20 protein-coding genes are annotated in these 25,362 nt (G+C 71.9%); 8 read left to right on the plus strand and 12 right to left on the minus strand.

Annotation, left to right across the window (positions count from 1 at the left end; all coding sequences use genetic code 11):
* Positions 1-10: 10 nt before the first annotated feature.
* The 5 genes from ACUY4T_RS10205 to ACUY4T_RS10225 form a co-directional block, all read right to left on the minus strand.
* Positions 11-1,453 (minus strand): DUF5719 family protein, encoded by a 1,443-nt coding sequence (locus ACUY4T_RS10205; RefSeq protein ID WP_446018821.1) that lies wholly within the window; start codon positions 1,451-1,453, stop codon positions 11-13.
* Positions 1,437-4,394 (minus strand): glycosyltransferase family 2 protein, encoded by a 2,958-nt coding sequence (locus tag ACUY4T_RS10210; protein WP_446018822.1) that lies wholly within the window; start codon positions 4,392-4,394, stop codon positions 1,437-1,439. Before ACUY4T_RS10210 ends, ACUY4T_RS10205 begins: the two co-directional genes overlap by 17 nt.
* An 83-nt stretch (positions 4,395-4,477) precedes the next feature.
* Entirely contained in the window at positions 4,478-4,801 is a 324-nt protein-coding gene (locus ACUY4T_RS10215; RefSeq protein ID WP_446018823.1) for a WhiB family transcriptional regulator, read from the minus strand.
* A gap of 167 nt (positions 4,802-4,968) precedes the next feature.
* Positions 4,969-5,937, minus strand: coding sequence for a UDP-glucose 4-epimerase GalE (gene galE, locus ACUY4T_RS10220; protein WP_446018824.1), 969 nt, complete (start codon positions 5,935-5,937; stop codon positions 4,969-4,971).
* 55 nt (positions 5,938-5,992) lie between these two features.
* Entirely contained in the window at positions 5,993-6,142 is a 150-nt protein-coding gene (locus ACUY4T_RS10225; protein WP_446018825.1) for a hypothetical protein, read from the minus strand.
* A gap of 99 nt (positions 6,143-6,241) precedes the next feature.
* On the opposite strand from ACUY4T_RS10225, the gene ACUY4T_RS10230 reads away from it, so the two are divergent.
* Positions 6,242-7,198 carry a GlxA family transcriptional regulator gene (locus tag ACUY4T_RS10230; protein WP_446018875.1) on the plus strand — a complete coding sequence of 319 codons (957 nt, stop codon included), beginning with the start codon at positions 6,242-6,244 and terminating at the stop codon, positions 7,196-7,198.
* Positions 7,199-7,239: 41 nt separating this feature from the next.
* On the opposite strand, the gene ACUY4T_RS10235 is transcribed toward ACUY4T_RS10230, so the two are convergent.
* Positions 7,240-8,214: an acyltransferase family protein gene (locus tag ACUY4T_RS10235; RefSeq protein WP_446018826.1), complete on the minus strand. Its 975-nt coding sequence runs from the start codon at positions 8,212-8,214 to the stop codon at positions 7,240-7,242.
* 64 nt (positions 8,215-8,278) lie between these two features.
* Positions 8,279-9,526: a mannose-6-phosphate isomerase, class I gene (manA, locus tag ACUY4T_RS10240; RefSeq protein ID WP_446018827.1), complete on the minus strand. Its 1,248-nt coding sequence runs from the start codon at positions 9,524-9,526 to the stop codon at positions 8,279-8,281.
* Between the two features lie 105 nt (positions 9,527-9,631).
* Here manA and ACUY4T_RS10245 point away from each other — a divergent pair, with 105 nt between their 5' ends.
* Entirely contained in the window at positions 9,632-10,810 is a 1,179-nt protein-coding gene (locus ACUY4T_RS10245; RefSeq protein WP_446018828.1) for an acyl-CoA dehydrogenase family protein, read from the plus strand.
* 133 nt (positions 10,811-10,943) lie between these two features.
* On the opposite strand, the gene ACUY4T_RS10250 is transcribed toward ACUY4T_RS10245, so the two are convergent.
* From ACUY4T_RS10250 to ACUY4T_RS10260, 3 genes are all read right to left on the minus strand, one after another.
* A complete protein-coding gene (locus tag ACUY4T_RS10250; RefSeq protein WP_446018876.1) occupies positions 10,944-12,050 on the minus strand; it encodes a glycosyltransferase family 2 protein in 1,107 nt (368 codons plus the stop codon).
* A 144-nt stretch (positions 12,051-12,194) separates the two neighbouring features.
* Positions 12,195-14,789: a glycosyltransferase gene (locus ACUY4T_RS10255; RefSeq protein ID WP_446018829.1), complete on the minus strand. Its 2,595-nt coding sequence runs from the start codon at positions 14,787-14,789 to the stop codon at positions 12,195-12,197.
* A gap of 208 nt (positions 14,790-14,997) precedes the next feature.
* A complete protein-coding gene (locus ACUY4T_RS10260) occupies positions 14,998-16,299 on the minus strand; it encodes a UDP-glucose dehydrogenase family protein (protein ID WP_446018830.1) in 1,302 nt (433 codons plus the stop codon).
* Between the two features lie 106 nt (positions 16,300-16,405).
* On the opposite strand from ACUY4T_RS10260, the gene ACUY4T_RS10265 reads away from it, so the two are divergent.
* From ACUY4T_RS10265 to ACUY4T_RS10285, 5 genes are all read left to right on the plus strand, one after another.
* A complete protein-coding gene (locus tag ACUY4T_RS10265) occupies positions 16,406-17,770 on the plus strand; it encodes an O-antigen ligase family protein (protein WP_446018831.1) in 1,365 nt (454 codons plus the stop codon).
* Positions 17,767-19,023: an O-antigen ligase family protein gene (locus tag ACUY4T_RS10270; RefSeq protein ID WP_446018832.1), complete on the plus strand. Its 1,257-nt coding sequence runs from the start codon at positions 17,767-17,769 to the stop codon at positions 19,021-19,023. Before ACUY4T_RS10265 ends, ACUY4T_RS10270 begins: the two co-directional genes overlap by 4 nt.
* Positions 19,024-19,089: 66 nt before the next feature.
* A complete protein-coding gene (locus tag ACUY4T_RS10275; protein WP_446018833.1) occupies positions 19,090-19,962 on the plus strand; it encodes an ABC transporter permease in 873 nt (290 codons plus the stop codon).
* On the plus strand, positions 19,946-20,692 hold the full coding sequence (locus ACUY4T_RS10280) for an ABC transporter ATP-binding protein (protein WP_446018834.1): 747 nt from the start codon (positions 19,946-19,948) through the stop codon (positions 20,690-20,692). The genes ACUY4T_RS10275 and ACUY4T_RS10280 overlap by 17 nt, the downstream gene beginning before the upstream one ends.
* Positions 20,692-22,059 (plus strand): SDR family NAD(P)-dependent oxidoreductase, encoded by a 1,368-nt coding sequence (locus ACUY4T_RS10285; protein ID WP_446018835.1) that lies wholly within the window; start codon positions 20,692-20,694, stop codon positions 22,057-22,059. Before ACUY4T_RS10280 ends, ACUY4T_RS10285 begins: the two co-directional genes overlap by 1 nt.
* A gap of 76 nt (positions 22,060-22,135) precedes the next feature.
* Here ACUY4T_RS10285 and ACUY4T_RS10290 read toward each other — a convergent pair whose 3' ends face one another.
* Together ACUY4T_RS10290 and ACUY4T_RS10295 are read right to left on the minus strand one after the other, a co-directional pair.
* Entirely contained in the window at positions 22,136-22,324 is a 189-nt protein-coding gene (locus ACUY4T_RS10290) for a DUF6752 domain-containing protein (RefSeq protein ID WP_446018836.1), read from the minus strand.
* Entirely contained in the window at positions 22,321-23,709 is a 1,389-nt protein-coding gene (locus ACUY4T_RS10295) for a class I SAM-dependent methyltransferase (RefSeq protein WP_446018837.1), read from the minus strand. The genes ACUY4T_RS10290 and ACUY4T_RS10295 overlap by 4 nt, the downstream gene beginning before the upstream one ends.
* Before the next feature lie 394 nt (positions 23,710-24,103).
* Here ACUY4T_RS10295 and ACUY4T_RS10300 point away from each other — a divergent pair, with 394 nt between their 5' ends.
* Complete coding sequence (locus tag ACUY4T_RS10300; RefSeq protein ID WP_446018838.1) at positions 24,104-25,333, plus strand: lipopolysaccharide biosynthesis protein; 1,230 nt, start codon at positions 24,104-24,106, stop codon at positions 25,331-25,333.
* Positions 25,334-25,362: the final 29 nt, after the last annotated feature.

Consider the following 25,362-nt stretch of genomic DNA (forward strand, 5'->3'; position numbering starts at 1 on the left):
CGCTCGCGCGTCACTGGGGGAAGACGCGCACCGGGGCGTCGAGCGGTCCGGGCGGCGCGACGGGCATCGCCGAGATCGCCTCGGACTCGGCGAAGGTCATCGCCGCGTGCAACCCGGCGACCCCGTCGAGCACGATCCGCTCGCCGGCGCGCACGTCGACGGATGCCGCCGCGCCCGCCTCGATCGTCAGCTCCTGCCCGGCGCCGCCGAGCGAGAGCGTCGCGACCACGGCCTCGTCGCCGGGGTTGGCCAGGTGCAGCACCGGCGAGGGCGCCTGCGGGACGGCGACCGCGGCCCGATCGAGCAGCGGCCCGGTCGCGGGATGCCAGGCCAGGTCGGCCAGGACCGCGTCGGCCCCGCCGCGCAGCACGGTCGACCGCGCGGCGGCCACGACGGGCGCCCCGGCGTCGACGACGAGGGTGTAGGAGCCCGGATCGAGCACGCCCAGCGGCACGTCGCTGACCTGTCCGCCGGCGAGCGTCACGTCGACGAGGCCGGCCTCCGCGCCGCTCCGGTCCAGGATGCGCACGGTCACCGGCACCGCCTCGCCATCCGGCGCGTAGAGCCGGATCGCGGGGTGGTCGTCGCCTTCGGCGTGGTCCTCCTGCGGGTCCACGCCGCGTGCGTCGAGCACCGTGAATCCGGGGACGACCTGGCGTTCGGCGGGGAGCGCGGCGGGCGTGGACAGCTCGGCGCCGGCGGCGTCCAGCCCGATCACCACGGAATGCTGGAGCGAGGCGGCGATCGGGGCGCCGGTGCTCGTGACGTGCAGGACCGTCGACCGCACGTTCGGCGCCAGTCCCGCGAGCGAGACGACGCGCTGCGTCCCGGGCGGCACGACGATGCCGAGGCCGCTCGGGGCATCCACCGGGCCGGTCTCGCCGTGCACGCGGACGTCGACCGTCGACGAGACGAGGCCGGGGTTGGCCAGCAGCACCAGTCCGGACCGCCCGACGTCCGTCGCCCCCGCGACGAGCCACGAGTCGGCCGCGGGCTCGGCGCAGGCCGCCGCCGCGAGGCCGGAGACCGACTCGGCCGACGCGCGCTGGGCCTGGGCGCCGGCCAGCATCCCGCCTTCGACGGCGCCCGGATCGGCCGAGATCGCGAGCGGTCCGCCGTCGGCTGCGGCCGCCGCGTTGTCGGGCGCCTCGATGGGCGCCTGGTCCACGACGGCGTCGGCGGGGTCGGCCGAGATCGCAACGGCTGCCGACCCGAACGACGACGCCGAGGTCGCGTCGGAGGCGTCGCCGGCGAGTTCGAGCAGCGGGCCCGGGCAGACGCGCAGCTGCCGGCTCTCGGCGGGTTGGACGAGTTCCGACGGCGGCTCGACGGCGAACGTCGGCCGCACCACGAGCAGCGCCGCTATGAGCATCGCGGCGGTCGCCGCGGCGGCGCCCACCGCGGCTGCGGTGCGGCCGGCACCGCGCAGGAGCCTCCTACGGTCGATCCGCATCGCGCTCGCCTCCTCCGCGCTCATCCGCCGCGGTCGCCGCGGCATCGGATCCGGCGTCCGGCGCCGGCTCGGGCTCCAGCGCCGGCGCGGCCCGCCTCGTCCCGCGCCGCACCAGCACGATCCGCCGGGGGCGGCGCGGTCGCCGCCGGTGCGGCGGCCTCCGGTCGGGCTCTCGACCGCTGCCCGTGGGGATCGAGAGCAGGAGCGCCGCCCCGATCACCAGGAGCTGGCCGGCGATGATCCACCCGGCGGCGGGGGGCGGCTCGGGGACCTGCGCGCCCGGCGCATCGGCCCGGGCGTCGGCGAAGCGCCAGAGCGTGCCGAAGTCGGTCTGGCCGGCTGGGGCGACCTCGGGGTTCGCGTCGAGCGCGATGCGCGCGCGCCGTTCGACCGCGTCGGCGGCCGCGTCGCCCCCGGCCGGCCCGACCAGGACGAACGAGAGCCCGAGTTCCTCGACGGCCGCGGTCGCGTCGTAGCCGCTGCGGGAGACCAGGTTCCCGGCGAGCGACGCCACCGACTCGCTCACGGGCGTGAGTTCCGTCCTCGTCGCGGCGAGCGTCGACTGCGCGTCGAGGGTCGTTCCGCTGCCGCGTTCGACGGTCGCGCGGATGCCGCCGTCCGACGTCGGCTCGAGTCGGAGGGTTCCGACCCGCGGATCCGTCGCGGCCTCGGCGATCACGAAGGCGGGCAGCATGCGCTCCGGCGCCGGGCCGACCGCGGTGCGGCCGAGGGCGATCGCGACGAGCGTCGGCGCGACCGCGGCCACCGCGAGCACGCCCACCACGGCGGCGGCCGGCGCGGCGCCGCGCGGCAGCGCGTCCAGCGCCAGCACGGCCGCTGCGACGAGGCCGAACCACATGAGGCTGAGCGGTGCGCCGATCCACAACGGCACGCTGCGGTCGCCCGCAGCCGCCACCTCGAGGCTCGAGGCCGCGAGTGCGGTGGCGAACCCCAGGGCGGCGAGCGCGAGGGCGAGCAGCCCGCCGCGCCAGCGCCGCGAGGCCACGACCGCCATCGCCGCGATCGCGAGCGGCAGGAGCAGCGCGGCGAGGACGAACGGCGCGGGGACGGCCGCGGTGACGAGACCGCCGAACGCGTCCTCCCAGCGCCCCCACGTGGCCGACGCCTGGCCGAGCGCGGCCTGGGCCTCCGAGGGCACCGGCGCGGGGCGCTGCACGCCGGGATCGGCGAGCAGGCCGAGGGGCGTGCCGCGGGACGCCTGGTCGACGATCAACGGCAGGAAGAGCGCCAGCGCCGGAAGCGGGATCCCGGCGAGGCGGACGGCCGCCCGGCCGCTGAGCGGCAGGGCGACGATCCAGGCGAGCACGAGGGCCGGACCGAGGCTCGGTGCGCACGCCACCACCGCCGCGAACACGAGCGACGCGGCGGCGGCCGCCGCCCATGACGTGGCCGCGGCGAACATCAGCACGGCGAGCCACGGAAGCAGCAGGTGCACGAGCACGGCGCCGGGCCGACCGGCCGCGAGCGCGTCCAGCAGCGGCGGCGCCGCCGCCCAGACGGCGCCGCCCAGCACGCGGAGGGAGGTGCGCTCGGTCAGCCGTGCGACGGCGAACCATCCCCCGAGGCTCGCCAGCGGGATCGCGAGGAGCCAGAGGGCCACCAGCGCCCACGAGGGCGCCCAGAAGGTCGCGCTTCCGAGGATCGCGAGCAGCCCGCTGAACGGGTCGGCGGCCCCGGTGAAGCCGCCCGCGACGTCGCGCCAGCCGTACGCGGCGTTGCGCCAGAGGACGGCGAGGTCGTCGGAGAGGGGCAGGAGGGCGCCGCCCGCGACGCCACGGGCGGTCAGCAGCGGCGCGAACAGCGCCACGGAGGCGACGAGGGCGCCCAGGAGCAGCCATCCCCCGCCGGTGGCGAAGAACTGCACGTCCTCCACGCGCCCGCGAGCGCGCTGGCGGCGCGCTTCCGCGGCCTGCTGGCGCCGGAGGCGGACCTCGTCGCGTCGGATGCGCAGGGGTGCGAGCGTCGACCAAGCGGCGGTGCGGGTCTCCGCGAGGCGCCGACGCGAGCGGATGACGCGCCCGGGCGACGCCATGACCGCGACCGCGGCGCGGAACTCGCCCGGGATCGCGCCCGGGGTCTTGACGAGCAGGTGCCGGACGGAGCGCCCGAAGGCGATCGGCAGCATCGCGAGCCAGTGCAACGGGAGGAGCACCGCCGGCGACCAGGCGAGCCTCCGGTGCAGGCGGGCGGTGCGGGCCTCTCGCGCGCGACGACGGGCCGCGCGTCCGCCGGGCGCGGCGCCCGGACCCGCGACGCCGTCGTCGGCGAATCGGATGCGCGCACCGGGGACCGCGACGACGCGGTTGCCCGCCAGGCGGGCCCGTACTCCGAGGTCGAGGCCGTCGTCGACGACCGGGAGCGCCGGGTCGAATCCGTCGAGGCTCCGCCAGAGCGCGTGGCGGACGAGCAGGCCGGCGGGGTCGCCGCCGAGCACGTCGGAGAGGTCGTCGTGCTGCCCCTGGTCCAACTCGTCCTCGACCACGGCGAGGCTCCGTCCGCCGCGGGTCACCGACCGCCCGAATCGGAGGATGCGCGCTGGGTCGCCCCACGCGACGAGCTTGGGCACGGCGATCCCCGCGGTGCGCGCCGTCGACAGCACGCCGGTGAGCGCCTCGAGCGCGCCGGGCTCGGGGGCGGCGTCCTCGGTGAGGAGCCAGAGCGCGTCGTCGGCGGTGGCGGGCTCGTCGAGGGTGGTCTCGACGGCTCGGACGGCCTCGCCGAACGGGCGGGGGGACTCGAGCTGGACGACGCGATCGGGACGCTCGGCCTCGATGAGCCGCCGTGTGGCCTCGTCGCTGCGCATCAGCACCACGGCCAGCGCGTCGATGGGACGCCGCTGCAGGCGGAGGGCGTCCAGCGTGGCGCTGAGGCGGTCGCCGCCGTGCTGCACGACGAGGACGGCGGTGACTCTGGGGAACATCGGGGAAAGCCTAGGCCGACTGCCCCGAGGCATCCGTCACCGGATCGGGCGCGCCACGATTCGACGCGCCCGCCCCACCTCGGTCAGACGGCCTGGCGACGCAGCTTGCGCCGCTCGCGCTCCGAGAGACCGCCCCAGATGCCGAACCGCTCGTCGTTCGAGAGCGCGTACTCGAGGCACTCGGAGCGCACCTCGCAGCCGGAGCAGATCTTCTTCGCGTCGCGGGTGGAGCCGCCCTTCTCGGGGAAGAACGCCTCCGGGTCCGTCTGCGCGCACAGCGCGTCGGTCTGCCACGCCAGTTGATTGTCGTCGTCGTCTGCGACCCCGCGAACCCCCGGAACGCCGAGCCGCACAGGGTCGACGAACCAATCCTCAGGTACCCCAGAACGATATTCAGGCTTGCCCATATCGTCTCCCACCCAGTTGTACCGACATCCCGTGAGGGCGTGTCTTGACCAATTACACCGGTGTAATTCAGTGGAAGTCAAGTCGCGAATCGTAAACCCTCAAGGCGCCGTCGAGGCTTCAACCGGGCCGCGACACGCTGACCGCGTGTCCGCTTCACGGCGCAGGATCAGTCGGCGGACGCCGAGCGGCGGGCCGACCACGCGCTCTCGACCATCTCGGCGAGGCTGTGCCGCATCCGCCAGTCGAGGTCGCGGGCGGCGAGCTCGCCGGAGGCGACGATCCGTGCGGGGTCGCCCTCGCGCCGCGCGGCGATCTCCGGCTGGAAGTCGATGCCCGTGACCCGCGCCACCTCGCGCATGATCTCGCCGACGGAGACGCCGTCGCCGGAGCCGAGGTTGTAGACCGCCTCGACGGGTTCGCCCGCGTCGAGGCGCCGGGCCGCCGCGACGTGGGCGTCGGCGAGGTCGGCGACGTGGATGTAGTCGCGGACGCAGGTGCCGTCCGGCGTCGGGTAGTCCGCACCGTTGATCCGCGGCGTGCGTCCCGCCAGGAGCGCGTCGAACACGAGCGGGAAGAGGTTGTGGGGGCTCGGGTCGAAGATCTCGTCGGTCCCCGAGCCGACCACGTTGAAGTACCGCAGCGAGGTGTGGCGCAGGCCGGCGGCGCGGCCCTGGTCGGCGAGCAGCCACTCGCCGATCAGCTTCGACTCGCCGTAGGGCGACTCGGGCCGCTTGGGCGTCTCCTCCGTGACGAGGTCGACGTCGGGGGTGCCGTACACGGCCGCGCTGGAGGAGAAGACGATGCGGTCGACGTCGGCGGCCTCCATCGCGCCCAGGAGCGTCGCGGTGCCGGTGACGTTCTGCTGGTAGGTGTGCAGCGGCCGCGAGACCGAGACGCCCGCGTACTTGAACCCGGCGAGGTGGACCACGCCCTGCACGCCGTGGTCGGACATGGTGCGCTCGAGCAGCGCGCCGTCGAGGATCGTGCCCTGCACGAACGGCGCACCCTCCGGGAGGAAGCCCCTGCGGCCGGACGACAGGTCGTCGACGACGATCGTGTCGATGCCCTGCGCCCGGAACGCCCGCACGACGTGCGCTCCGATGTACCCGGCTCCCCCGGTGACCAGCCAGCTCATGTCCGCCTTCCGCCGCCGGTGCCTCCGGCGTCGTGACGATGCTAGCGGGAGGGGCTCAGGCGCTGCGCGGCGGGCGGTTCTCGATGTGGCGCACGCGATCGCGGATCTCGGGCCGGCCGTAGCCGTCCGAGACGAGGCGCGTGAGGGTCGCGACGACGGCCCAGACGGCGAGCGCCCCGAGGATGAGGAAGAAGACGGTGTCCATGGCAGGAATTCTGCTCCTTGCAAGATCCTGCCGACAGTGGCAGACTCGCCACTGATCGACACAATCCTGCCAGCCCGCCTGGCCGTCCGGGAGGTCGCCGTGCTCCACTCCATCGCCTGCATCGCCGTCCCGCAGATGGCGCCCTTCGAGTTCGGCGTCATCTGCGAGGTCTTCGGCATCGACCGGTCCGAGCAGGGCGGTCCCACGTTCGACTTCCACGTCGTCGCGGCCGAACCGGGCCCGATCCCCACGAAGCTCGGATTCGACGTCGTCGTGCACGAGGGCCTCGAGGCCGCGCGGACGGCCGACCTGGTCGCCGTGCCCGCCTCGCTCATCGACGAACCGGCGCACCCCGAGGTGCTCGAGGTGATCCGCGACGCGGTCGAGCGCGGCGCGTGGGTGCTGAGCGTGTGCTCCGGCGCGTTCACGCTCGGCCGGGCCGGCGTGCTCGACGGGCGCCGCGCGACGACGCACTGGATGTTCACCGAGCGGATGGCGCGGATGTTCCCCCGCACCGAGGTCGACCCCGACGTCCTCTTCGTGCAGGACGGCCGGGTCGTCACGGGCGCGGGCACCGCGGCGGGCATCGACGCGGCGCTGCACATCGTGCGCACCGAGCTCGGCGCGAGCGCGGCCAACATCATCGCGCGCCGCATGGTGGTGCCGCCCCAGCGCGACGGCGGCCAGTCGCAGTTCATCCAGACCCCCGTCGTCGAATGCCGCACCGACTCCTTCGCCGAGGTCCTCGCCTGGATGGTCGAGCACCTGGACGAGGAGCTCACGGTCGACCGCCTCGCGCGCAGGGCGCTGATGTCGCCGCGCACGTTCGCACGCAAGTTCCGCGCCGAGACCGGCACCACGCCGAACGCCTGGCTCAACCGGCAGCGCCTCCTTCGCGCGCAGCAGCTGCTGGAGGAGACCGACCTCACGCTCGAGGAGGTCGCGCGCGAGACGGGCTTCGGCGCGGCGGCCGTCATGCGGCACCACTTCGTGAAGGTGCTGCAGACCACGCCCACCCAGTACCGCCGGGTGTTCGGGCCGCGCCAGGCCGGCTGACGGCGTCGACGGATGCCGCCGGCATCCGACTCGGCGTCCGCCTAGAGCAGGAGTCGCCCGCGCCGGGTGCGCGCGAGGAGCAGGCCGAGCGCGACCGGCACCACCAGTGCGACGACGAGGATCAGCGCACCGGGGGCCCCCATCGCGCGACCCGCGGCGATGACGAGGGCGTGGGTGAGGATGACGGGCATCGCCGCGGACGCGATCGCCGTCGCGGCACCGGCCGCCCACGAGGGCAGGCGCGGCGCGAGCACCTCGGCGACGAGGATCAGGCCCGCGGAGACGGCCGCGGCCACTGCCAGGCCCGCGACGGGCGTGCCGACGTCGGCGACCTTCAGGTCGACCGGCTCGACCAGTCCGGACGCGGTCATCGCGAGTCCGCCGAGCACCAGCACGACGCCGAGCTCGAGCGGCGCGCGCACCCGGTGCCGGACCTCGGCGAGCCATCGGCCGAAGGCCAGGAACACGAGCGCGATGAGCCCCACGCCGGCCGACCACGGGATCGTGGAGACGAGCTCCGGCGCGACGGTCGCGACGCCGACCGCCGCCGACCCGACGACGACGGGGAGCCATGGACGGACGGCCGAGAGCGCCCGCATCGCCACGACCGCCGCGAACAGCGCCGTGACGAACCAGAACGCCGCGTACTGGCCGCCGATCCGCGACCCGCCGAGCGCCAGCGCGATCGGATCGGGCAGCGAGAGGCCGCCCGCGACGACCGCGGAGAAGACGGCCCACGCGACCGTGACGATGGCGAGCCACAGCACGTAGGGCACGAGCAGCGACCGGGCACGTCGCCGCACCTCGTCGCCCACGGGCCGGGAGCTCCGCCACAGGTACCCGCTGATCACGAAGAAGACGGGGACGTGCCAGCTGTACAGCAGCGGCCGGACCATCCCCTCGGTCGAGACGTGGCCGAGGACGACCGCCGCGAGTCCCACGACGCGGACGACGTCGAGCGCGGCCGAGCGCACGCGCGGCGGCGCGGCGAGGCGGGGGAACTCGATCGTCGGCATCGCCGGGTATTGTACGCACGCCGCGGCTGGGCGTCCGCTCTCCGTCGGGCGACGGACGCGGCGCTCAGCCCGCCGCCGGCACGCCCGTCGTCGCGATCCAGGCCGCGCCCTCGGCGCGGATCTCGAGCACGCCCTCCTCCGGCGTGACGAAGACGGCGTCGCCGCGCCCCAGCTCCGCCGAGTTCGCCGCGCTCGCCACCGAGGCGCCGGCGCCCTCGGCCAGCACGATGGCCGGTCCGACGAGCGCCAGGCGCGCGGCATCCGTCGTCGAGTCGACCCGGTACAGGGTGAACTCGGGCACCGGGGGCCGGTACTCGCGCACGCCGGGCGCGGCCTCGATCGGCTCCAGCAACGGGGGCGCGATCGGGGCGAAGTCGAGGACCTCGAGCAGCTCGGGGATGTCGATGTGCTTGGGCGTCAGGCCGCCGCGGAGCACGTTGTCGCTGGCCGCCATGAGCTCGATGCCCAGCCCGGAGAGGTAGGCGTGGATGTTCCCCGCATCGAGGAAGAGCGCCTCGCCGCGGCGCAGCGTCACGCGGTTCAGCAGCAGCGAGAGCACGATCCCGGGATCGCCCGGATACTCCGCGGCGAGGTCGGAGACCGTGCGGAACGACGCCGCGTACGGCGAGGTCGTCGCCGCATCGGACCCCGCGAGCGCCGTGACGCGCTCGACCAGCCAGGCCGCTTCGCCGGTGTCGCCGCCGCGGCCGTCCTCGAGGAGCCACTCGACGGTCTCGCGGAGCGGGTCGTCGCTGCGGAGCCGGCTCTCGAGCAGGTCGATCGCGCCCGGCTGCGGCTCCTCGGCCGCGGCGTCCGCCGCCCGGAGCACCGCGATCACGCCGTGCACCTCGTCGAGCGGCCGGAAGCCGGAGAGGGCCTCGAACCGCTCGCTGACCGCGACGATCAACTCGGGCTTGGCGAAGGGGTCCTTGTAGTTGCGGTCGAAGGCGTCGAGGGCCACGCCCTCCGCCTCCTCCTCGGCGAACCCGGCCCGTGCCCGCTCGGGCGTCGGATGCGCCTGCAGGGAGAGCGGCCGGTCCGCCGCGAGCACCTTCATGAGGAACGGCAGGCGAGCGCCCTCGCGGGCGAGCGCCGGCCCCAGCACGGCCGTGGGATTCGACGCGATGAGCTCGGCGAGGTCGGAGACGCCCGTTCCCGCGGCGTCGACCACCTGGGCGGGCGACCCCGCGTGCGCCCCCAGCCACAGTTCGGCCTCGGGCCCGCCGCTCGGCTCGACGCCGCGGAAGTCGGCGATGGCCGTGTGGGAACCCCACGCATAGTCCCTGGGTGTGTTGCGGATGGCGACAAACATGCGCGAGGCAGTCCTTTCCCGGTTTGGCAGCAGGCTACCAACGGCTGCGGCCCCGTCGCGGACCGTGCCTAGGCTCGTGGCATCCGACCACGCATTGGAGCCGACATGACCTTCGAGCCGCTCGCGAGCGACTTCTACTCCTACGCCTCCCGACTCACCGAGCGCGAGAAGGAGGCACTCGCCGCCCTGCGCGAGTGGCTCGAGCGCGAGGTGAAGCCGATCGTGAACGACCGCTGGGAGCGTGCGGAGTTCCCCATGGAGGTCGTGAAGCCGCTCGCCGACCTCGGGACGTTGTCCTTCGCATGGGACGAGGCCCGGCCGTTCGAGAACTCGGCGGTCTTCCGCGGATTCGTGGCGCTCGAGCTCGCACGGGTCGACGCCTCCGTCGGCACCTTCGTGGGCGTGCAGAACGGCCTCGCGACCGGGTCGATCGCGGTCGCCGGGTCCGACGAGCAGCGGCGGGAGTGGATCCCGAAGCTCGCGTCCGGCGAGGTCATCGGCGCGTTCGGCCTCACCGAGCCCCTGTCCGGTTCCGACTCGGCCCGGGGACTGCGCACGACCGCGCGTCGCGAGGGCGACGAGTGGGTGCTGAACGGCGCGAAGCGCTGGATCGGCAACGCCACCTTCTCCGACATCACCGTCATCTGGGCGAAGGACGAGGCCGACGGGCAGGTCAAGGGCTTCATCGTGCCCACCTCGACGCCCGGCTACGAGGCCACCAAGATCGAGGGCAAGATCAGCCTGCGGATCGTGCAGAACGCCGACATCACCCTCACCGACGTCCGCGTGCCCGAGTCGCTGCGGCTGCAGAACGCGAACTCCTTCCGCGACACGGCGGCCGTGCTGCGCCAGACCCGCGCCGAGGTCGCCTGGGCGGCGGTCGGCACCGCGATCGGCGCCTACGAGGCCGCCGTCCGCTACGCGACGGAGCGCGAGCAGTTCGGCAAGCCGATCGCGGCGCACCAGCTCATCCAGGACCTGCTCGTGAAGTGCCTCGGCAACATCACCGCCTCGCTCGCCATGGTCGTCCGGGTGTCCGAGATGCAGGATCTCGGCGAGCAGCGCGACGAGCACTCCTCGCTCGCGAAGACCTATGCCACCGAGCGCATGCGCGAGACGGTCGGCTGGGCTCGCGAGGTGTGCGGCGGCAACGGCATCGTGCTCGACTACGACGTCGCGCGGTTCTTCGCCGACGCCGAGGCGCTCTACTCCTACGAGGGCACGCGCGAGATGAACACGCTCATCGTGGGCCGTTCGATCACGGGTCAGGCCGCGTTCGTCTGAGCCCGACGCCGGCGGTCGTGCCGTGACGGATGCCGCGGAGCGGATGCCGCCCGCGGCATCCGCCGGCTACGACCGGCCGAGCCCGCGGTACGTGAACCCGGCCGCGCGCCACTCGGCGCGGACGCGGTTCCCTTCAGTGGGCGGACGCCTGCGCGAACGCGCGCAACTCCCTCGGAGCCGCACGGAACCGGACGAGCGGGATCGCAGCTGCCTGGTCGCCCCAGAAGGGCATGCGGACGTAATCGACGCCGTCGACCCGGGTGAGTCCATGACGCAGGAGGTCGAGCCCGCCGCGTGCGATGTACTCGAGCGCGCGCTCACGATCGTCGCGCAGGACGAGTTCGAAGAGCACCTTGTACTCGGCGGGCACGACGTTCCAGATCGGATGGTTCGCCTCGGGGGCCAGCGCGCCGAGGCCGTCTCGGAGCGCAATGTATGCGTCGCCTCCCATGCGAGGGAGCTCGGCCGTTGCGACGGCGGCGTCGTAGCCGAGGAACTGCCCGAGCCTCGCCTCGTGCACATCGGGAATCGACTCGCGTTCCAACACCTCGAGAGCGCCGATCGCGGTGGCGAAGCGGTCGCGCACCTGCGCCGCGCGCACCCCCTGTTGGGTCATCGAGGAGCCGTCGGATCGGATACGCCAGGCGACCACCGGGCGGGCGAGCACGTCGATGCGCTCGGCGCGCGCGTAGGCCGACGCGCTGACCAGCTGGTCCTGGAAGTGGCCGCCCGAGGGGAACGCCAGCCCCGCCGAATCCCAGAACCAGCGGCGATACACCTTCGTCCACTGCACCGCGTTGACCATGATCTCCGGGAAATCCGTCACCTTGGTCGCGGGTCGATCCCGGCGGTGCGCTTCACCGATCCAGAACGCCGGCGGCGTCCGCCGGCCGTCGGTCAGTCGGTCGTACCCGCCGACCGCGAAATCCGAGCCGGTCGCCTGCAGAGACCCGACGAGGTCTCGCAGCGCGCCGGCCAGCATCAGGTCGTCGCCGTCGAGGAACGCGAGGAACTCACCCCTCGCGTGCGTGATCCCGAGGTTTCGCGCGGCATTCACGTCGCGGAACGACGCCTCGACGAGTCGTACACGAGGGTCGCGGCGCACCCAACGACGCACCCGAGCGAGGGTCTCATCCTCCGACGCGTCATCCACGACGACGAGATCGACACGCCAGTACCCCTGCGAGAGCACGGAACGGATCGAGTCGTCGACATAGCCGGCGACATCGTGGACCGGCATCACCAAGCTGACCCATCCGTCGGCACGGGCGGAACCGGAGACCGTCGCGGCGATGCGGCCGCGAACACGGTGCAGTCTCGCCGCGACGGGTGCGAGGACCCGTCTCCCCAGATCGCGGACCCCTCTCACCGTGCGCGCCCGCCGCTAGTTGGACCGTGGTGCGGCGACGCGGTCACGCATGTCCGCCGCAGCGTTCGGGCTTCCGGTCGCCTCGCGGTCCCCCAGAGCTGTCTCGCCGCGCGTGCGGCCATCACCAGGCTTGCGGAACAGTCCGATTCGTTCGCGGTCGCTGCCGGCACCTCCGCGCGACGTCAGCCCGGGGCGGCGACGCGCTCCGGGCGAGGGCGGCGGCGGAAGCTCCGCCGGCGACGCACCGGGTCGGGCCGAGTCCGCTGGCATGGCCGGGCCACCGGCGGCTCCGGAGAGCAGGCGGACGACACGTGCGAGTTGCCTCGGCAGGAACGCGACGACTCGCCCGACCCTGAAGGTGAACGACCTCCGGGTGGCCTCCAACTCGGCAGCCAGGCGAGCACGGAGGCGACGGCTGAGACGAGCCTGGGCGCGCACATTCCGTTCGGAATAGAAGGTCATCCACTTGAGCAGCAGTGACGCATCGTCGATCGAGGGCTCCGGCGAGAACTCAGGTGGCAGTCTCTCCCCGAGGAGCTGCGCGTACAGGGCGGACATGTCGTGCGTGCGGGCCCGGTGCGCGGCAGTGATCGACGCCTCCGAGAGTGCGCGGTAGTACGCCGGATCACGACTGATCCGGGCGACCAGCCGCGCGAGCTCGGGAATGGACCCCTGCGGCACTGCCGAGACTCCGTCGTTGTTCTTGGTGCTCTCCACCCACGGCAGCTCGTACATGGCCACGGGAAGTCCCATCGCCTGCGCCTCGACGAGCGTGAGCGGATTGCCCTCGATCACGCTGGTCGAGAGGAGGAGGTGCGCCTCAGAGAGTGCGCGGACGAGCTCGTCGCCGTGGAGGGGCCCGGGCAGACTGACGGCGTCCGCCACGCCGCGAGCCGTCGCGTCTGCGAGCAGATCCGCTGCGGACAGATCCGCGGTGTCGGGACCGATGATCGTCAGGTGGAAGTCCACCTCGAGCATCCGCAGATGCTCGGCCACGGCGATCAGGTCCCGCACCTGCTTCGTGTGCTGCTGGAGGCGGCCCCACCATACGAGGTTGATCCGGTCGGTCGGCGGCGTCCTGGCGTCCCGCGCACCAAGCCCGGAGAGCATCGGCGAGGGCGGATTCGGCAGCCAGACCACGTGCTCGATGCCCTGCAGCTTCCAGAACGAGACGTCTTCCGTCGAGAGGACGACGACCGTTCTGAGGAGGGGAAGGTAGGCGCCGAGAAACGACCCCTGCGTGCTGAAGTCGTATACCGTGCGCAGCGCGAAGTTGTGGAGCCAGCCGATCGTCGGTACGCCGATCGTCTGCGCGATGAGCGCGAAGAATGGCCAGTTCTGGTTGTACAGGATGTGGTGATCGATCACGAGATCGTGTGATCCGCACACCTCCAGCCAGCTGCGGAGCTTCTCGGCTCGGGTCGCACCGGCGATCTCCACCAGCCCGACCCCGGGAGGCAGGTCGTGTACCGCCCCGTCCATCTCGTTCACGGCGACGGTGACGGAGAGGCCGTTCTGCACGAGGAGACGGGCCTGCGCCGCGACGACCCCCTGCAGTCCGCCGGTCCGCATGTCATTGGTCGCGATGACGACGCGCCTCGGATCTCCGAGGGGCGAGGGCGCGCTCGCCCGGCTCGTGAGGAGCGGGAGCGCGCTCTCGCAGAAGTCCGCCGCCGCGCGGATCACGTCCGCCTCGCCGACGCGCTCGACGAGCAGGGACAGGCAGTCCGCCTGGATCTCCTCCGAGACGTTGTTGACGCAGTACTTCAGCACGTTTCCGATGATCGAGAGCCGAGCCGACTCATAGCTCGCGACGATGGGGGTCGAGTCGCCTCGGCTCGCAGCGACCGCGCGGACGTCCGCGTCGATGCACTCGATCGAGTCGATGGCCCCGAGGTAGAAGCGGAAGGCGTCCAGGTCCTCGGCGCGATGCCCGCTCCGTCCTCGACGGAAAAAGTAGCGGTAGAGGTGCCGCGGAGTCGAGACGTACGTGTTCGCCTTGGCCAAGGCGAGGAAGGTGATCGGGATGTCGTTCGCGCGGAAGAGCGTCAGATCCTGCGGGAAGCCCGCGTACACGTCGCGGAGCAGGTCGCGTCGGTACAGGTTGCACCAGAGGTGGCCCTGCGCGACCCGTCCGGGCGGGAACTTCGACGTCAGGATGTCGGCGCCGGCGAGCACCCGGTGCACCGGCTGCAGCGACGCCTCGAATGCACCTCCGGTCGACCCGTCAGGCATCACGATGTCGACCCCGAAGGCGACGATGTCCGCCGACTTCGCGCGTGCTCGTGCGAAGGTCGCGCGAGCAGCGTCGGGCGCGAGTTCGTCGTCGCCGTCGAGGAAGAGGACGTACGGCGCGGCTGCTTCTTCCACTCCGCGGCGGCGCGCCTGGAAGGCCGAGAGGTTGGCGTCCATCCTGATCAGGCGGATCCGCGGATCGCGGGCCTGGTGTGCCTCCACCACCGCACAGGTGCCGTCCGTCGAGCCATCGTCGACGCAGACGACCTCGATGTCGCGGAGCGTCTGGCGAAGGCAGCTCTCCAGCGCGTTGCCTACCCACTCCTCGTCGTTGTGGAGGGGCATGACGATCGAGATCTTGGGCGCTTGGCTCACGTGTGCTCCTGCAGAGGTTCGGGGATGGGGGATCCCCGCGAAGCAAGCGAGTGGTGCGAGGGACGGCAGCCGCGAGTGGGATCGGCCGCGACGATTCTATCTCGGATGGTACGGGGCATCGGGCCGCAGGCGCTCCAGTGCCACCATGCCGCGCTCTCTCGCTCGAGGGCGTCCGCACGCCGGCCCACCCAAGGCGGGCGAGGGCCGTCTACGTCCTGCCGAGCGCCCGGAACTCGAATCCGGCGTCGCGCCACGCTCGCGCGTCGAGCACGTTCCTCGCATCGATGATCCGCGGCGTCGCCATGCTTGCTGCGACCAGAAGCGGGTCGAGTGACCGGTAGTCACCCCACTCCGTCACGAGCATCGCGAGGTCGGCTCCGGCGACCGCTTCGCCTGCCGAGCCGACGTAATGCAGTTGCGGATGACGCAGCCGGGCGTTCTCGATGCCGTGCGGATCGGTCGCGACGACCTCGGCACCGAGTCCGTGCAGGCGCGCGGCAACGTCGAGCGCAGGCGAATCCCGCACGTCGTCCGAGTCGGGCTTGAACGTGAGCCCGAGAACCGCGACGCGCCGCTCGAAGGCCGAACCGCCCAGCAGCTCGATCGCCAGTTCGACGGCGCGTTCGCGACGGCGCAGGTTGATCGCGTCGACCTGACGAAGGAACGCAACGGACTCCGCACGGCCCAGTTCCTCGGCTCGCGCGGTGAAGGCGCGGATGTCCTTCGGCAGACAGCCGCCGCCGAAGCCGATGCCGGCGTTCAGGAACCGGCGCCCGATCCGCGCGTCGTGACCGATCGCGTCGGCGAGCGTCGTGACATCCGCCCCCGTCGTCTCGGCGATCTCGGCCATGGCGTTGATGAAGCTGATCTTCGTGGCGAGGAACGCATTCGCCGCCGTCTTGACGAGCTCGGCCGTGGCGAAGTCGGTGACGATCCGGGGAGTGCCGCGCTCGAGGATGTCGGCGTAGACCTCATCGAGCATCTTGGTCGCGTGCGCGTCGTCGACGCCGTACACGAGTCGATCCGGAGTGAGGGTGTCGGCCACCGCGAAGCCCTCCCGCAGGAACTCCGGGTTCCAGGCGACGAGCGCGTCGCAGCCTGCCTCCCTGATCCGCCTGACGAGGTCGGCGGCGGTCCCGACGGGGACCGTGCTCTTTCCCACGATGAGCGAGCCGGCGGTCGCCGCGCCGGCGAGCGCGTCGAATGCACCGTCGACGAACCGCAGGTCGGCGCCGTCGGCGTTCGGGAGTTGCGGGGTGCCGACCGCGACGAAATGCACGCGAGCGTCCGACGCCTCGGCGATGTCGGTCGTGAAGCGCAGGCGCCCCGACTCGATTCCCTCGCGCAGGAGCTCGTCGAGGCCGGGCTCGAAGAACGGCGCGGTTCCGGCGGTGAGCTTGGCCACCTTCGAGGCATCGGTGTCGATTCCGACCACGTCGTGGCCCAGCTTGGCCATGGCAGCGGCGTGCACCGCGCCGAGGTACCCGCACCCGATCACCGAGATCTTCACATCGCTCCTTGCTGTTCGACGGCCCCTGACATTCTCGCCCACGTTGCGGTCCCCGCCGACCGCCGGGCGCCCGCGCGGTCCGGATCCGGGCGGTAGCCTTGTCGGCATGACCACGGGCCGACGCGACGCGTACGCGGGCGCGTTCGCCACGTTCGCCCTCTTCACCGCCTTCGCCGGACAGTTCTGGCGCAACCTGCTGGGCTGGTGGGGCTTCGGCGCGATCGCCGCGCTCGTCGTGGTGGGTGCCGTCTGGCTGTGGCTGGCGTACCGCCCGCGCCTCGCGTGGCGGCGCGTGCCCAAGTCGACGCTCGCCTTCCTCATCGTCGCTACCGCCTCGATCGTGTGGTCGAACTACCCCGGCACGAGCGCGGTCGCCGTCGCGCTCACGCTCGCGACCACGTTCGTCGCACTCTCGCTGGCGTTGTCGCTCGGCTGGCACGGCTTCCTCCGCGCACTCGGCGGAGCGCTCAAGTGGCTCCTCGTCCTGTCGCTGCTCTTCGAGCTCTGGGTCGCGGTGTTCGTCCGCGAGCCGCTGCTGCCCAACTTCCCCGACTTCGATCCCGACGCCGGCACGCTCCCGATGGCGTTCTACTGGTCCCGCGCGCTGCTGTTCGAGGGCGGTCCGATCGAGGGGATCGTCGCGAGCCGGAACCTGCTCGCCATGGCGGCGCTCCTCGCCGTCATCCTGTTCGGCGCACTGCTGGCCAGCGGGGGCATGCGTCGCGCCCAGGGCATCGGATGGCTCGTGGTGGCCTCGCTCGTCCTCGCGCTCACGCGCTCGGCCACCGTCATCGTCGTGGCGGTCGTCGTCGCCGTCGCCCTCGCGTTCGCGCTCTGGGCGCGACGGGTCGGTCCGGATCGCCGGAGGGTCGTGTACGCGACGGCCGCCGCGACCCTCGCCGCCTCCATCGCCCTCCTCGCCGTCTTCTGGAACACCCTGCTCGACCTGTTCGGGAAGGGCGACGACCTCACCGGCCGACTCGACATCTGGGATGCCGTGATCGGACTCGCGACCGAGCGCCCGTGGCTGGGCTGGGGATGGGTGAGCTACTGGGCGCCCTGGGTCGAGCCGTACGACGACCTCGCCGTCCGCAAGGGCGTCGAGTACCTCCAGGCGCACAACGCCTGGCTCGACGTCTGGCTGCAGCTCGGCGTCGTCGGACTCATCGCCTTCGCGTCGATCGTGCTCGGCGCACTGTGGCGCACCTGGTTCCTCGCCGTCGACCCGCCGATGGACGAACGCGGCACGCGACTGGGCTACTCGGCGGCCTCGCTCATCCCACTGCTCGCTCTGGTCGCGCTCATCGGCCAGTCGTTCGCCGAGAGCCGCATCCTCATCGAGTCGGGCTGGGTCCTGCTCATCGCCATCGCGTGGGGCACGAAGCAGCGGCAATGGGCTCCCGAACCATTGCCCGCGATGGCGCCGACGCGCCGGCCGCGCCGGTTCGCCCGGCCGCGGGTGCGTCCGTGAGGGCGGCGCTGCGCGAGTTCGCCGGATCGGCACGATTCGCCCAGGCGCTCACCCTCATCGCGATCGGGCTCGCGTTCTCGACGCATGCGGTGCGCTCGCTGGTCGGCTGGCCCGGCCTCCTGTCCGCGCTCGCGGCGCTGCTCGTGCTCTGCGCGCTCTCGCTCGTGGCCCGATGGCGCGCCGTCGAGTGGTACGGCATCCTGCCCCTGACGATCCTCGTGTTCGTCGGATGGGCCGGCGCATCGGTCATCTGGAGCGACGTCCCCGGCACGACACTGCTCCGGTTCGCCTACCTCGTGGCGTTCGGCGTGCTCGGCATCTTCACGGCGCTCATGCGGGACACGATCCAGATCGTGCGGGCGTTCGGCGACGTCTTCCGCGTGCTGCTCGCCGCCTCCGTCGCGCTCGAGGTGCTCTCGGGCATCCTGCTGGACCTGCCCATCGTCTTCCTCGGCATCCGCGGCGACATCGCCTCGCTCGGACCGATCCAGGGCATCTTCGGCTCCCGCAACCTGCTCGGGTTCGTGGCGCTCATCGCCCTGCTCACGTTCATCATCGAGTGGCGCACGCGAAGCGTGCAGCGGGCCCGCGCCATCGCCTCGTTGGCGCTCGCGGCCGCCTGCATCGTCCTCGCCGGGTCGCCCGTCACCTGGATCGCGCTCGGCGCCTCGCTCGTCGCCCTCGCCGCCCTGTACGGCCTGCGCCGGGTCGCCGCGGCGACCCGGTGGCGCTGGCAGCTCGCCCTGCTGATCGCCGCGGTGGTCGGCCTGGTGACCGCTTGGGTCCTGCGCATCCGCATCATCGAATTCCTCGACGCGCGCGGCGAGTTCGACGTGCGCCTCGAGGTCTGGCGCGAGGTGTCGCGATACCTCGCCGCGAACCCGCTGCAGGGCTGGGGCTGGGTGGGACGCTGGCCTGACGCTCCACCCTACGTCTGGATCGAGCGCGCCGTCGGCCGCGACCTCACGTCGGCGCTGAGCGCCTGGATCGATGCGTACTTCCAGGTGGGCGTCATCGGCATGCTCCTGTTCGCCGCCCTCATCGGCGTCGCTCTGGTGCGCTCGTGGCTGCTCGCGTCGAACCGTCGCAGCGTGGTCTACCTCTGGCCCGCCCTGATGCTCGTCGCGATCTCGGTGACGAGCTTCGCCGAGAGCTTCGCCCTGCAGGAGGGCGGATGGATGCTGGTGGTCGTCTGCGCCGTCAAGGCGGCGCGCGACATGAGCTGGCGTGACGCGCTCACGCCGTCCGGGTGAGCACACCACCATCATCACCCCGGAGCACGGACAGGTGCCCAGCAGGGTGCCGCTACACTACCCCGAGTGACCACGCCCGCCCCTGCCGAGGACCTCGCGGGCTTCGACGTCCCGGGCAGCGGACGCGGAATCCTCGACGTGTTCCGCTACCGCTACCTGCTGCGACTCCTCGTCCGCAAGGGCATTCAGACCAGGTACCACGGCTCGGTCCTCGGCTGGACTTGGTCGTACGTGAAGCCGGCCGCCCAGTTCGCGATCTTCTACGTCGTGATGGGCGTGTTCCTCAACCTCAACCACGGCATCGACAACTTCCCGATCTACCTGTTCTCCGGGATCATCGTGGTCAACCTGTTCAACGAGGCCTTCAGCAACGCGACGAAGTCCATCGTGAACAACAAGGCGCTGGTGAAGAAGATCTATCTGCCGCGCGAGCTGTTCCCGATCGCCGACGTCTTCATCGCCTTCGTTCACTTCCTTCCGCAGCTCGCAATCCTGGTGGTGGTCGTCCTCGTCGCCGGCTGGGTTCCCACGCTCGTCCAGGTCGCCGGCGCCCTCCTCGCGATCGTCGTCGTACTGGCCTTCGCGCTCGGCCTGGGGCTCTTCTTCGGCGCGCTCAACGTGTCGTTCCGCGACGCCCAGAACGTCGTCGAGATCATCCTCCTGTTCGCGACGTGGACGGCGCCGGTGCTCTACTCGTTCACCGTCGTGCGCGACAAGCTGCCGACGTGGTTGTTCGAGCTCTACATGGCCAACCCGCTCACGGTGGCGGTGGAGTTGTTCCACTCCGCATTCTGGTTTCCGACGACCCCCGAGACGATGGAACGCCCCGAGAGCCTGTGGGTGCTGGCGGTCGTCGCGATGGTGATCGTGGTCGCCTGGGTCATCGTGGGCCAGCTCGTCTTCCGTCGGCTGGAGGGCCGTTTTGCCCAGGATCTCTGATTCGCGCCCGAGCATCATCGTCGAGGACGTCGCGAAGCGCTTCACGCTCCGTCACACGCAGTCGTTCAAGGAGCTCTTCGTCGCCTGGACCCGGCGCAAGCCCCTCACGAGCACGTTCGACGCGCTCCAGGGCATCGACTTCCGCGTCCAGGAAGGCGAATCGGTCGCGCTCCTGGGGTACAACGGCTCCGGCAAGTCCACCCTGCTGAAGCTCATCTCGGGAGTGCTCCGACCCGACCGCGGGCGGATCCTCACCCGAGGACGCGTCGCCGGTCTCATCGAGGTCGGAGCAGGATTCCATCCGGACCTTTCCGGTCGCGAGAACGTGTACCTGAACGCGGCCATCCTCGGCATGTCGCGAGCCGAGATCGAGGAGCGATTCGACGAGATCGTCGCGTTCTCCGAGATCGGGGAGTTCATCGATACGGAGGTCAAGCACTACTCCTCCGGGATGTTCGTCAGGCTCGCCTTCTCCGTCGCGATCCACACGCACCTCGACATCCTCCTCGTGGATGAGGTGCTCGCAGTCGGTGATGCCCCGTTCCGGGAGAAGTGCAAGACGCGGATCCGGCAACTGGCGGCCGAGGGCAAGACGATGTTCGTCGTGAGCCACGACCTGGGGATGGTCCAGGAGCTCTGCACTCGCGGCATCGTCATCCGACGGGGGGAGACGATCTTCGACGGCCCGGTCGAAGACGCCATCGCCGCACTGAAGGCGAGCGACCGATAGTGACCGTCGAGCACACCGTCGCCGTGGTGCTCGCCGGGGGCGTGGGCGCACGACTCGGCCTGGGCGTCCCCAAGCAGCTCATCCGGGTCGCCGGCAAGGCGATCGTCGAGCACACCATCGAATCGCTCCATCGGAACCCCTTGATCGACGAGATCCTCGTCATGATGCACCCCGACTCCTTGGACGAGGTCGACCACCTCGTCGGCAGCGCTCGGTTCCCGAAACTCAGAGCAGTGCTGCCCGGAGGCGCGACCCGCAACGACACGACGTGGCTCGCGCTGGAGTCCTTGCCCGACGACCCCCGGGTGAAGGTTCTGCTGCACGATGCGGTCCGGCCCTTCATCGACGATCGGATCATCAGCGACTGCGTCCATGCGCTCGACGAGTACGACGCGGTCGACACCGCGATCCCCTCGGCTGACACGATCATCCAAGTCGATGAGGGCCTGATCTCCGACATCCCCGTTCGCTCACGCCTTCGGCGCGGTCAGACCCCGCAGGGCTTCAGGCTCGGCACGATCCGACGCGCCTACGAGCTCGCGTCGTCCGACCCCGCCTTCGCCGCAACCGACGATTGCGGTGTCGTATTCAAGTACCTGCCCGAAGTCCCCATCCGCGTGGTCGAGGGATCGGCGGAGAACATGAAGGTGACCGAGCCGCTCGACCTGCACATCGCGGACAAGATCTTCCAGCTCCAGACCTCGAACGCGTCGACGGACGAGGCGACCGTCCCCGATCTGGCCGGCAGGACTCTCGTGGTGTTCGGAGGCAGTTCCGGCATCGGCGCGAGCATCGCGCGACTGGCGGCCGACACCGGAGCGCACGTGTTCGCGTTCAGTCGCAGCACGACGGGGACGGATGTCACCGATCGGGCGGCAGTTCGCCGCGCGTTGCATGCGGCATCGGCGACCGGACGGATCGACTACGTCGTCGTCACCGCGGGCGCACTCGCGATCGCGCCGCTCGCCGACCTCGACGAGAACACGTTGCGCTCCACCCTCCATGTCAACCTCCTCGCGCCTGCGGAGATCGCGCAGGAGGCGTTGCCGTTCCTCGCTCAATCAGGCGGACACCTGCTGCTCTTCACCTCGAGCTCGTACACGCGCGGGCGCGCGGGCTACAGCCTCTACTCAGCGACCAAGGCCGGGGTCGTGAACCTGACGCAGGCGCTCGCAGACGAGTGGACGCCGCTGGGCGTGCGGGTCAACTGCATCAATCCGCAGCGCACCCGCACCCCGATGCGAACGAACGCGTTCGGCGAGGAGCCGGCGCACACCCTCCTCGATCCGGACGACGTCGCGCGGGCGAGCCTGAGCGTCCTCGGGAGCGGCGTCACGGGCCAGGTCGTCGACATCCGACTCGCCTGATCTCCACGCCGCTCGCGTCGCCCGACGCCGATGTTCCCCGATGCGGACGTGGGCCGGCGATGCCCCGGCTGTGCGGTCAGCCTGCTGGCGGGCGGAGCCGCTCGAACACCAAATCGTAGAGCTCGGCGATCCGCGCCGAGTCGGCGCGGAGTTCGTCGAGTTCCGTCCGGAGCTCGAGGATCTGGCGTTCGAGCCGCTCCACGTCGGCCGAGGTCGTCGCCGGTCGCGGCACCAGCCGTCGCACGGCGTTCCGGATTCGCTTCACGTGATGATCTCCTCTGCAGGCGCGGGCGCTGATGCGGGTGCGGTCGCGGGCGACGCGCGCTCGCATTCGGCGGCTCGAAGCTCGACGGTCGTGACCAGGCGCAGGCCGGCCGACGTGCTGAGCCTGCGGCGATCGCAGACCACGACGTCGAGCCCGAATCCTGTGGCCTCCTCCCGGAGCCACCGGAGCGGGAGGTGCCAGGTGTCGGGCCGGTGATGGTCGTATCTCAGCGATGGATTGACCGGGAACGACGCGACGGCCACACCGCCGCTCGCGAGCAGCGCACGGAGCAGCAGCAGCACGTTGGCGCGGGACGATCGGGTCAGGTATGCGAGCACGTCGGACAGCAACACGTCCACGCGCCGGCCGCGAACGAGTTCGTCGGCCGCGAGCTCGAGCGTGGCGTGCCGGTCGGCGAGATTGAGCCGACGCACCTGGTACGTGCCCGCAGCGAGTGCGTGCGCCGCCGCCACCGCCGCGTCCGCATAGTCCACGGCGAGCACCTCGTGCCCGCGCTCTGCGAGATGGCGGGACAGGAGGCCCGGGCCGCATCCGAGGTCGAGCACGCGTCCTCCCAGGGGGGAACGCTCATGCAGGGCCTCGGCGTCCCACGCCCATGGCTCCCGCTGGGGGCCACGGGCCGTCCGCTCCCAGAAGTCGCGGTTGAGGTCGTAGACGCCGAACCAGTTCTCGAATCGACGACGCGTCGTCGACGGCGTGCTGAACCGGAAGGCGGGATCCGGGGTGCGCCACCCCGGGCCGTAGCAGAGTTCGAGCCACCCCTCCGGGTCGGCGACCGCCGGGTAGGCCCGTCCGTCCAGCTCGACGGAGCGGAGCGGCACTATCCGGTCCTCGCTGAAGGTGCCTCGAACGGCGATCGGCTGGTTGTAGGCGCCGGCGTGGACGAATCCGAGGAAGATGTCGACGTGCGCGGTCTCTGCTCCGGGGACGCCGACCAGTACCTGGAGGTGGGCGTCGCTGTGCCGGATCATGCGGTGACCGCGCGCGCGGAGCGACCGCTCGATCGCGTGGGACTCGAGCGTGACGTCGGCCGGATGCCTCAGCCCGAGGTACACGAGGAGGTCGACATCGTCGTCGCGTTCGAGGATCGCGCCCTGCCGTATCGCTCCGAGCAGGGTGCCGCCGGTGATGCTCGCGTCGTATCCGGCGGATTGCAGGTCGGCGAGGACCCGGTCCAGGCCCGCCATCAGGGCGCGGTGCAGCTTCCGAGTGGGCGCGACGACCAGCTTGCCCCACTTGTCGACCACGACCCCGTCCGCGGCGAGTTCGCGGATCGTCTTCCGATCCGCGGGCGAGCCGAGCGAGTAGCCGCCCAGGGCGACGACCTGGCCCGTCGACTGCTCGCGGAGCACGATCTCGCCCACGCCACCGAGATGACGGGCCAGCGCGCGGGGCCATACGAGGGCCCGCCGGCCGAAGCGACCCGGCATGGGGACGGCGGCGGACCAGAGGCGGCGGCCGTCGACCTCCACGTCGAGGACCCCGTCGCCGGTGGCGGCCGCCCAGGACAGCCGATGTCGGGTGACCAGCAGTGTCGCCGGACGCCTCGAGGCGGATCGTCGCGGTCTCGGCATGGCGGTCTGCGGTCTTTCTGGCGGGGTAGGGCGTAGTGGCCGCTCGCGAGACGGCCGCCACCAGTGTACGCAGGCGCGTGGGGCTTGCCCGGCCGCCGGTACTGGGCGCCGAGGCCCATGCGGCAGAATGGGGCGGATCAGCGCATGCCGACGGGCGCGCTGCCCGATCGATGAGGAGGACCGCATGCGCAGGGGCGTGATCGCGCGCGCGCTGGGCGGATACGGCCTCTCGGTCGTACTCAGCGGCATCGTGAGCCTGCTGGTCATCCCGGCGGTGATCATCGCCGCGGGCACCGAGTCGTGGGCCACGATCGCGGTCGCCCAGGCGGTGTCCGGGTTCGCGTTCGTGCTGGCCGTCTACGGCTGGGGCGTGGTCGGCCCGACCGAGGTCGCGTCGCGTCCGGTCGACGAGCGCGGCCGCTACTTCGCCGACTCCGTGCTGAGCCGCGTGTGGCTGAGCATTGTCGTCGTGCCGATCGCCGTGGTCTTGGCCATCGCGATCGTGCCGGCGCAGCCGCTGCTCGCGGCGCTGACGACGATCAGCGGCATCCTCGTCGCGCTCGGGGCCGGCTGGTTCTACGTCGGCGAGCGCAGCCCCATCCGCTTCCTCCTGCTCGACACCGCGCCCCGGCTCATCGGCACGCTCGCCGGCGCGGGCGCCGTGATCGCGACCGGCGACGCCGTCTGGTTCGCCGCCCTGCAGCTGGCCGGGGTCGTCGTCTCGGCGCTGGTCTGCACCGTCGACATCCTGCGCCGGCACGACGGGTGGCGAATGACGCTCTCCCCCGTCCGCGCGGTGCGCAACCTCAGGGGCCAGGGCCACACGGTCGCGATGTCGGCGACGTCCTCGGTCTACGTGAACGTGCCGATCGTGCTCGTCGAGCTGTTCGTGCCCGCGGCGACGGCGGTGTACGCGCTGGCCGAGCGGATGGTGCGGCTCGCGCTGTACGCAACCCGCCCGATCGTGCAGGTCGCGCAGGGCTGGGTGCCGCATCCCGACCCGGAGGTGCTCGCCGGACGTGCGCGGCGGGTCACGCTCATCGCACTCGGACTGGGCGCGCTCGGCGGACTCGCGTACGCGCTCCTCTCGCCATGGGCCGGCGGCATCCTCTCGGGCGGTTCGCTCGAGATCGGCTGGGACCTCGCGATCCCCATGGGCGTCAACCTCGCGGCGATCCTCGCCTCGCAGCTGACCGGCTTCGCGTGCCTGACGGCGCTCGGGATGTCGCGCGTGCTCTCGACCAGCACGATCGCCGGCGCGGTGGTCGGCACGGCGCTGATGATCCCGCTCCTGCTGCTGCTCGGCTCGCCCGGAGTGGCGTGGGGCCTGGCCGCGGCCGAGATGGCGGTGCTCGGCGTCCAGCTCTGGAAGCTCGCGCCACGCCTCCGGCCTCCGGTGGCGGTAGGCTCGTAGCGGCCGGCGGTCGTCGGTCCCACCGACTT

The sequence above is a fragment of the Agromyces arachidis genome, assembly GCF_052805135.1.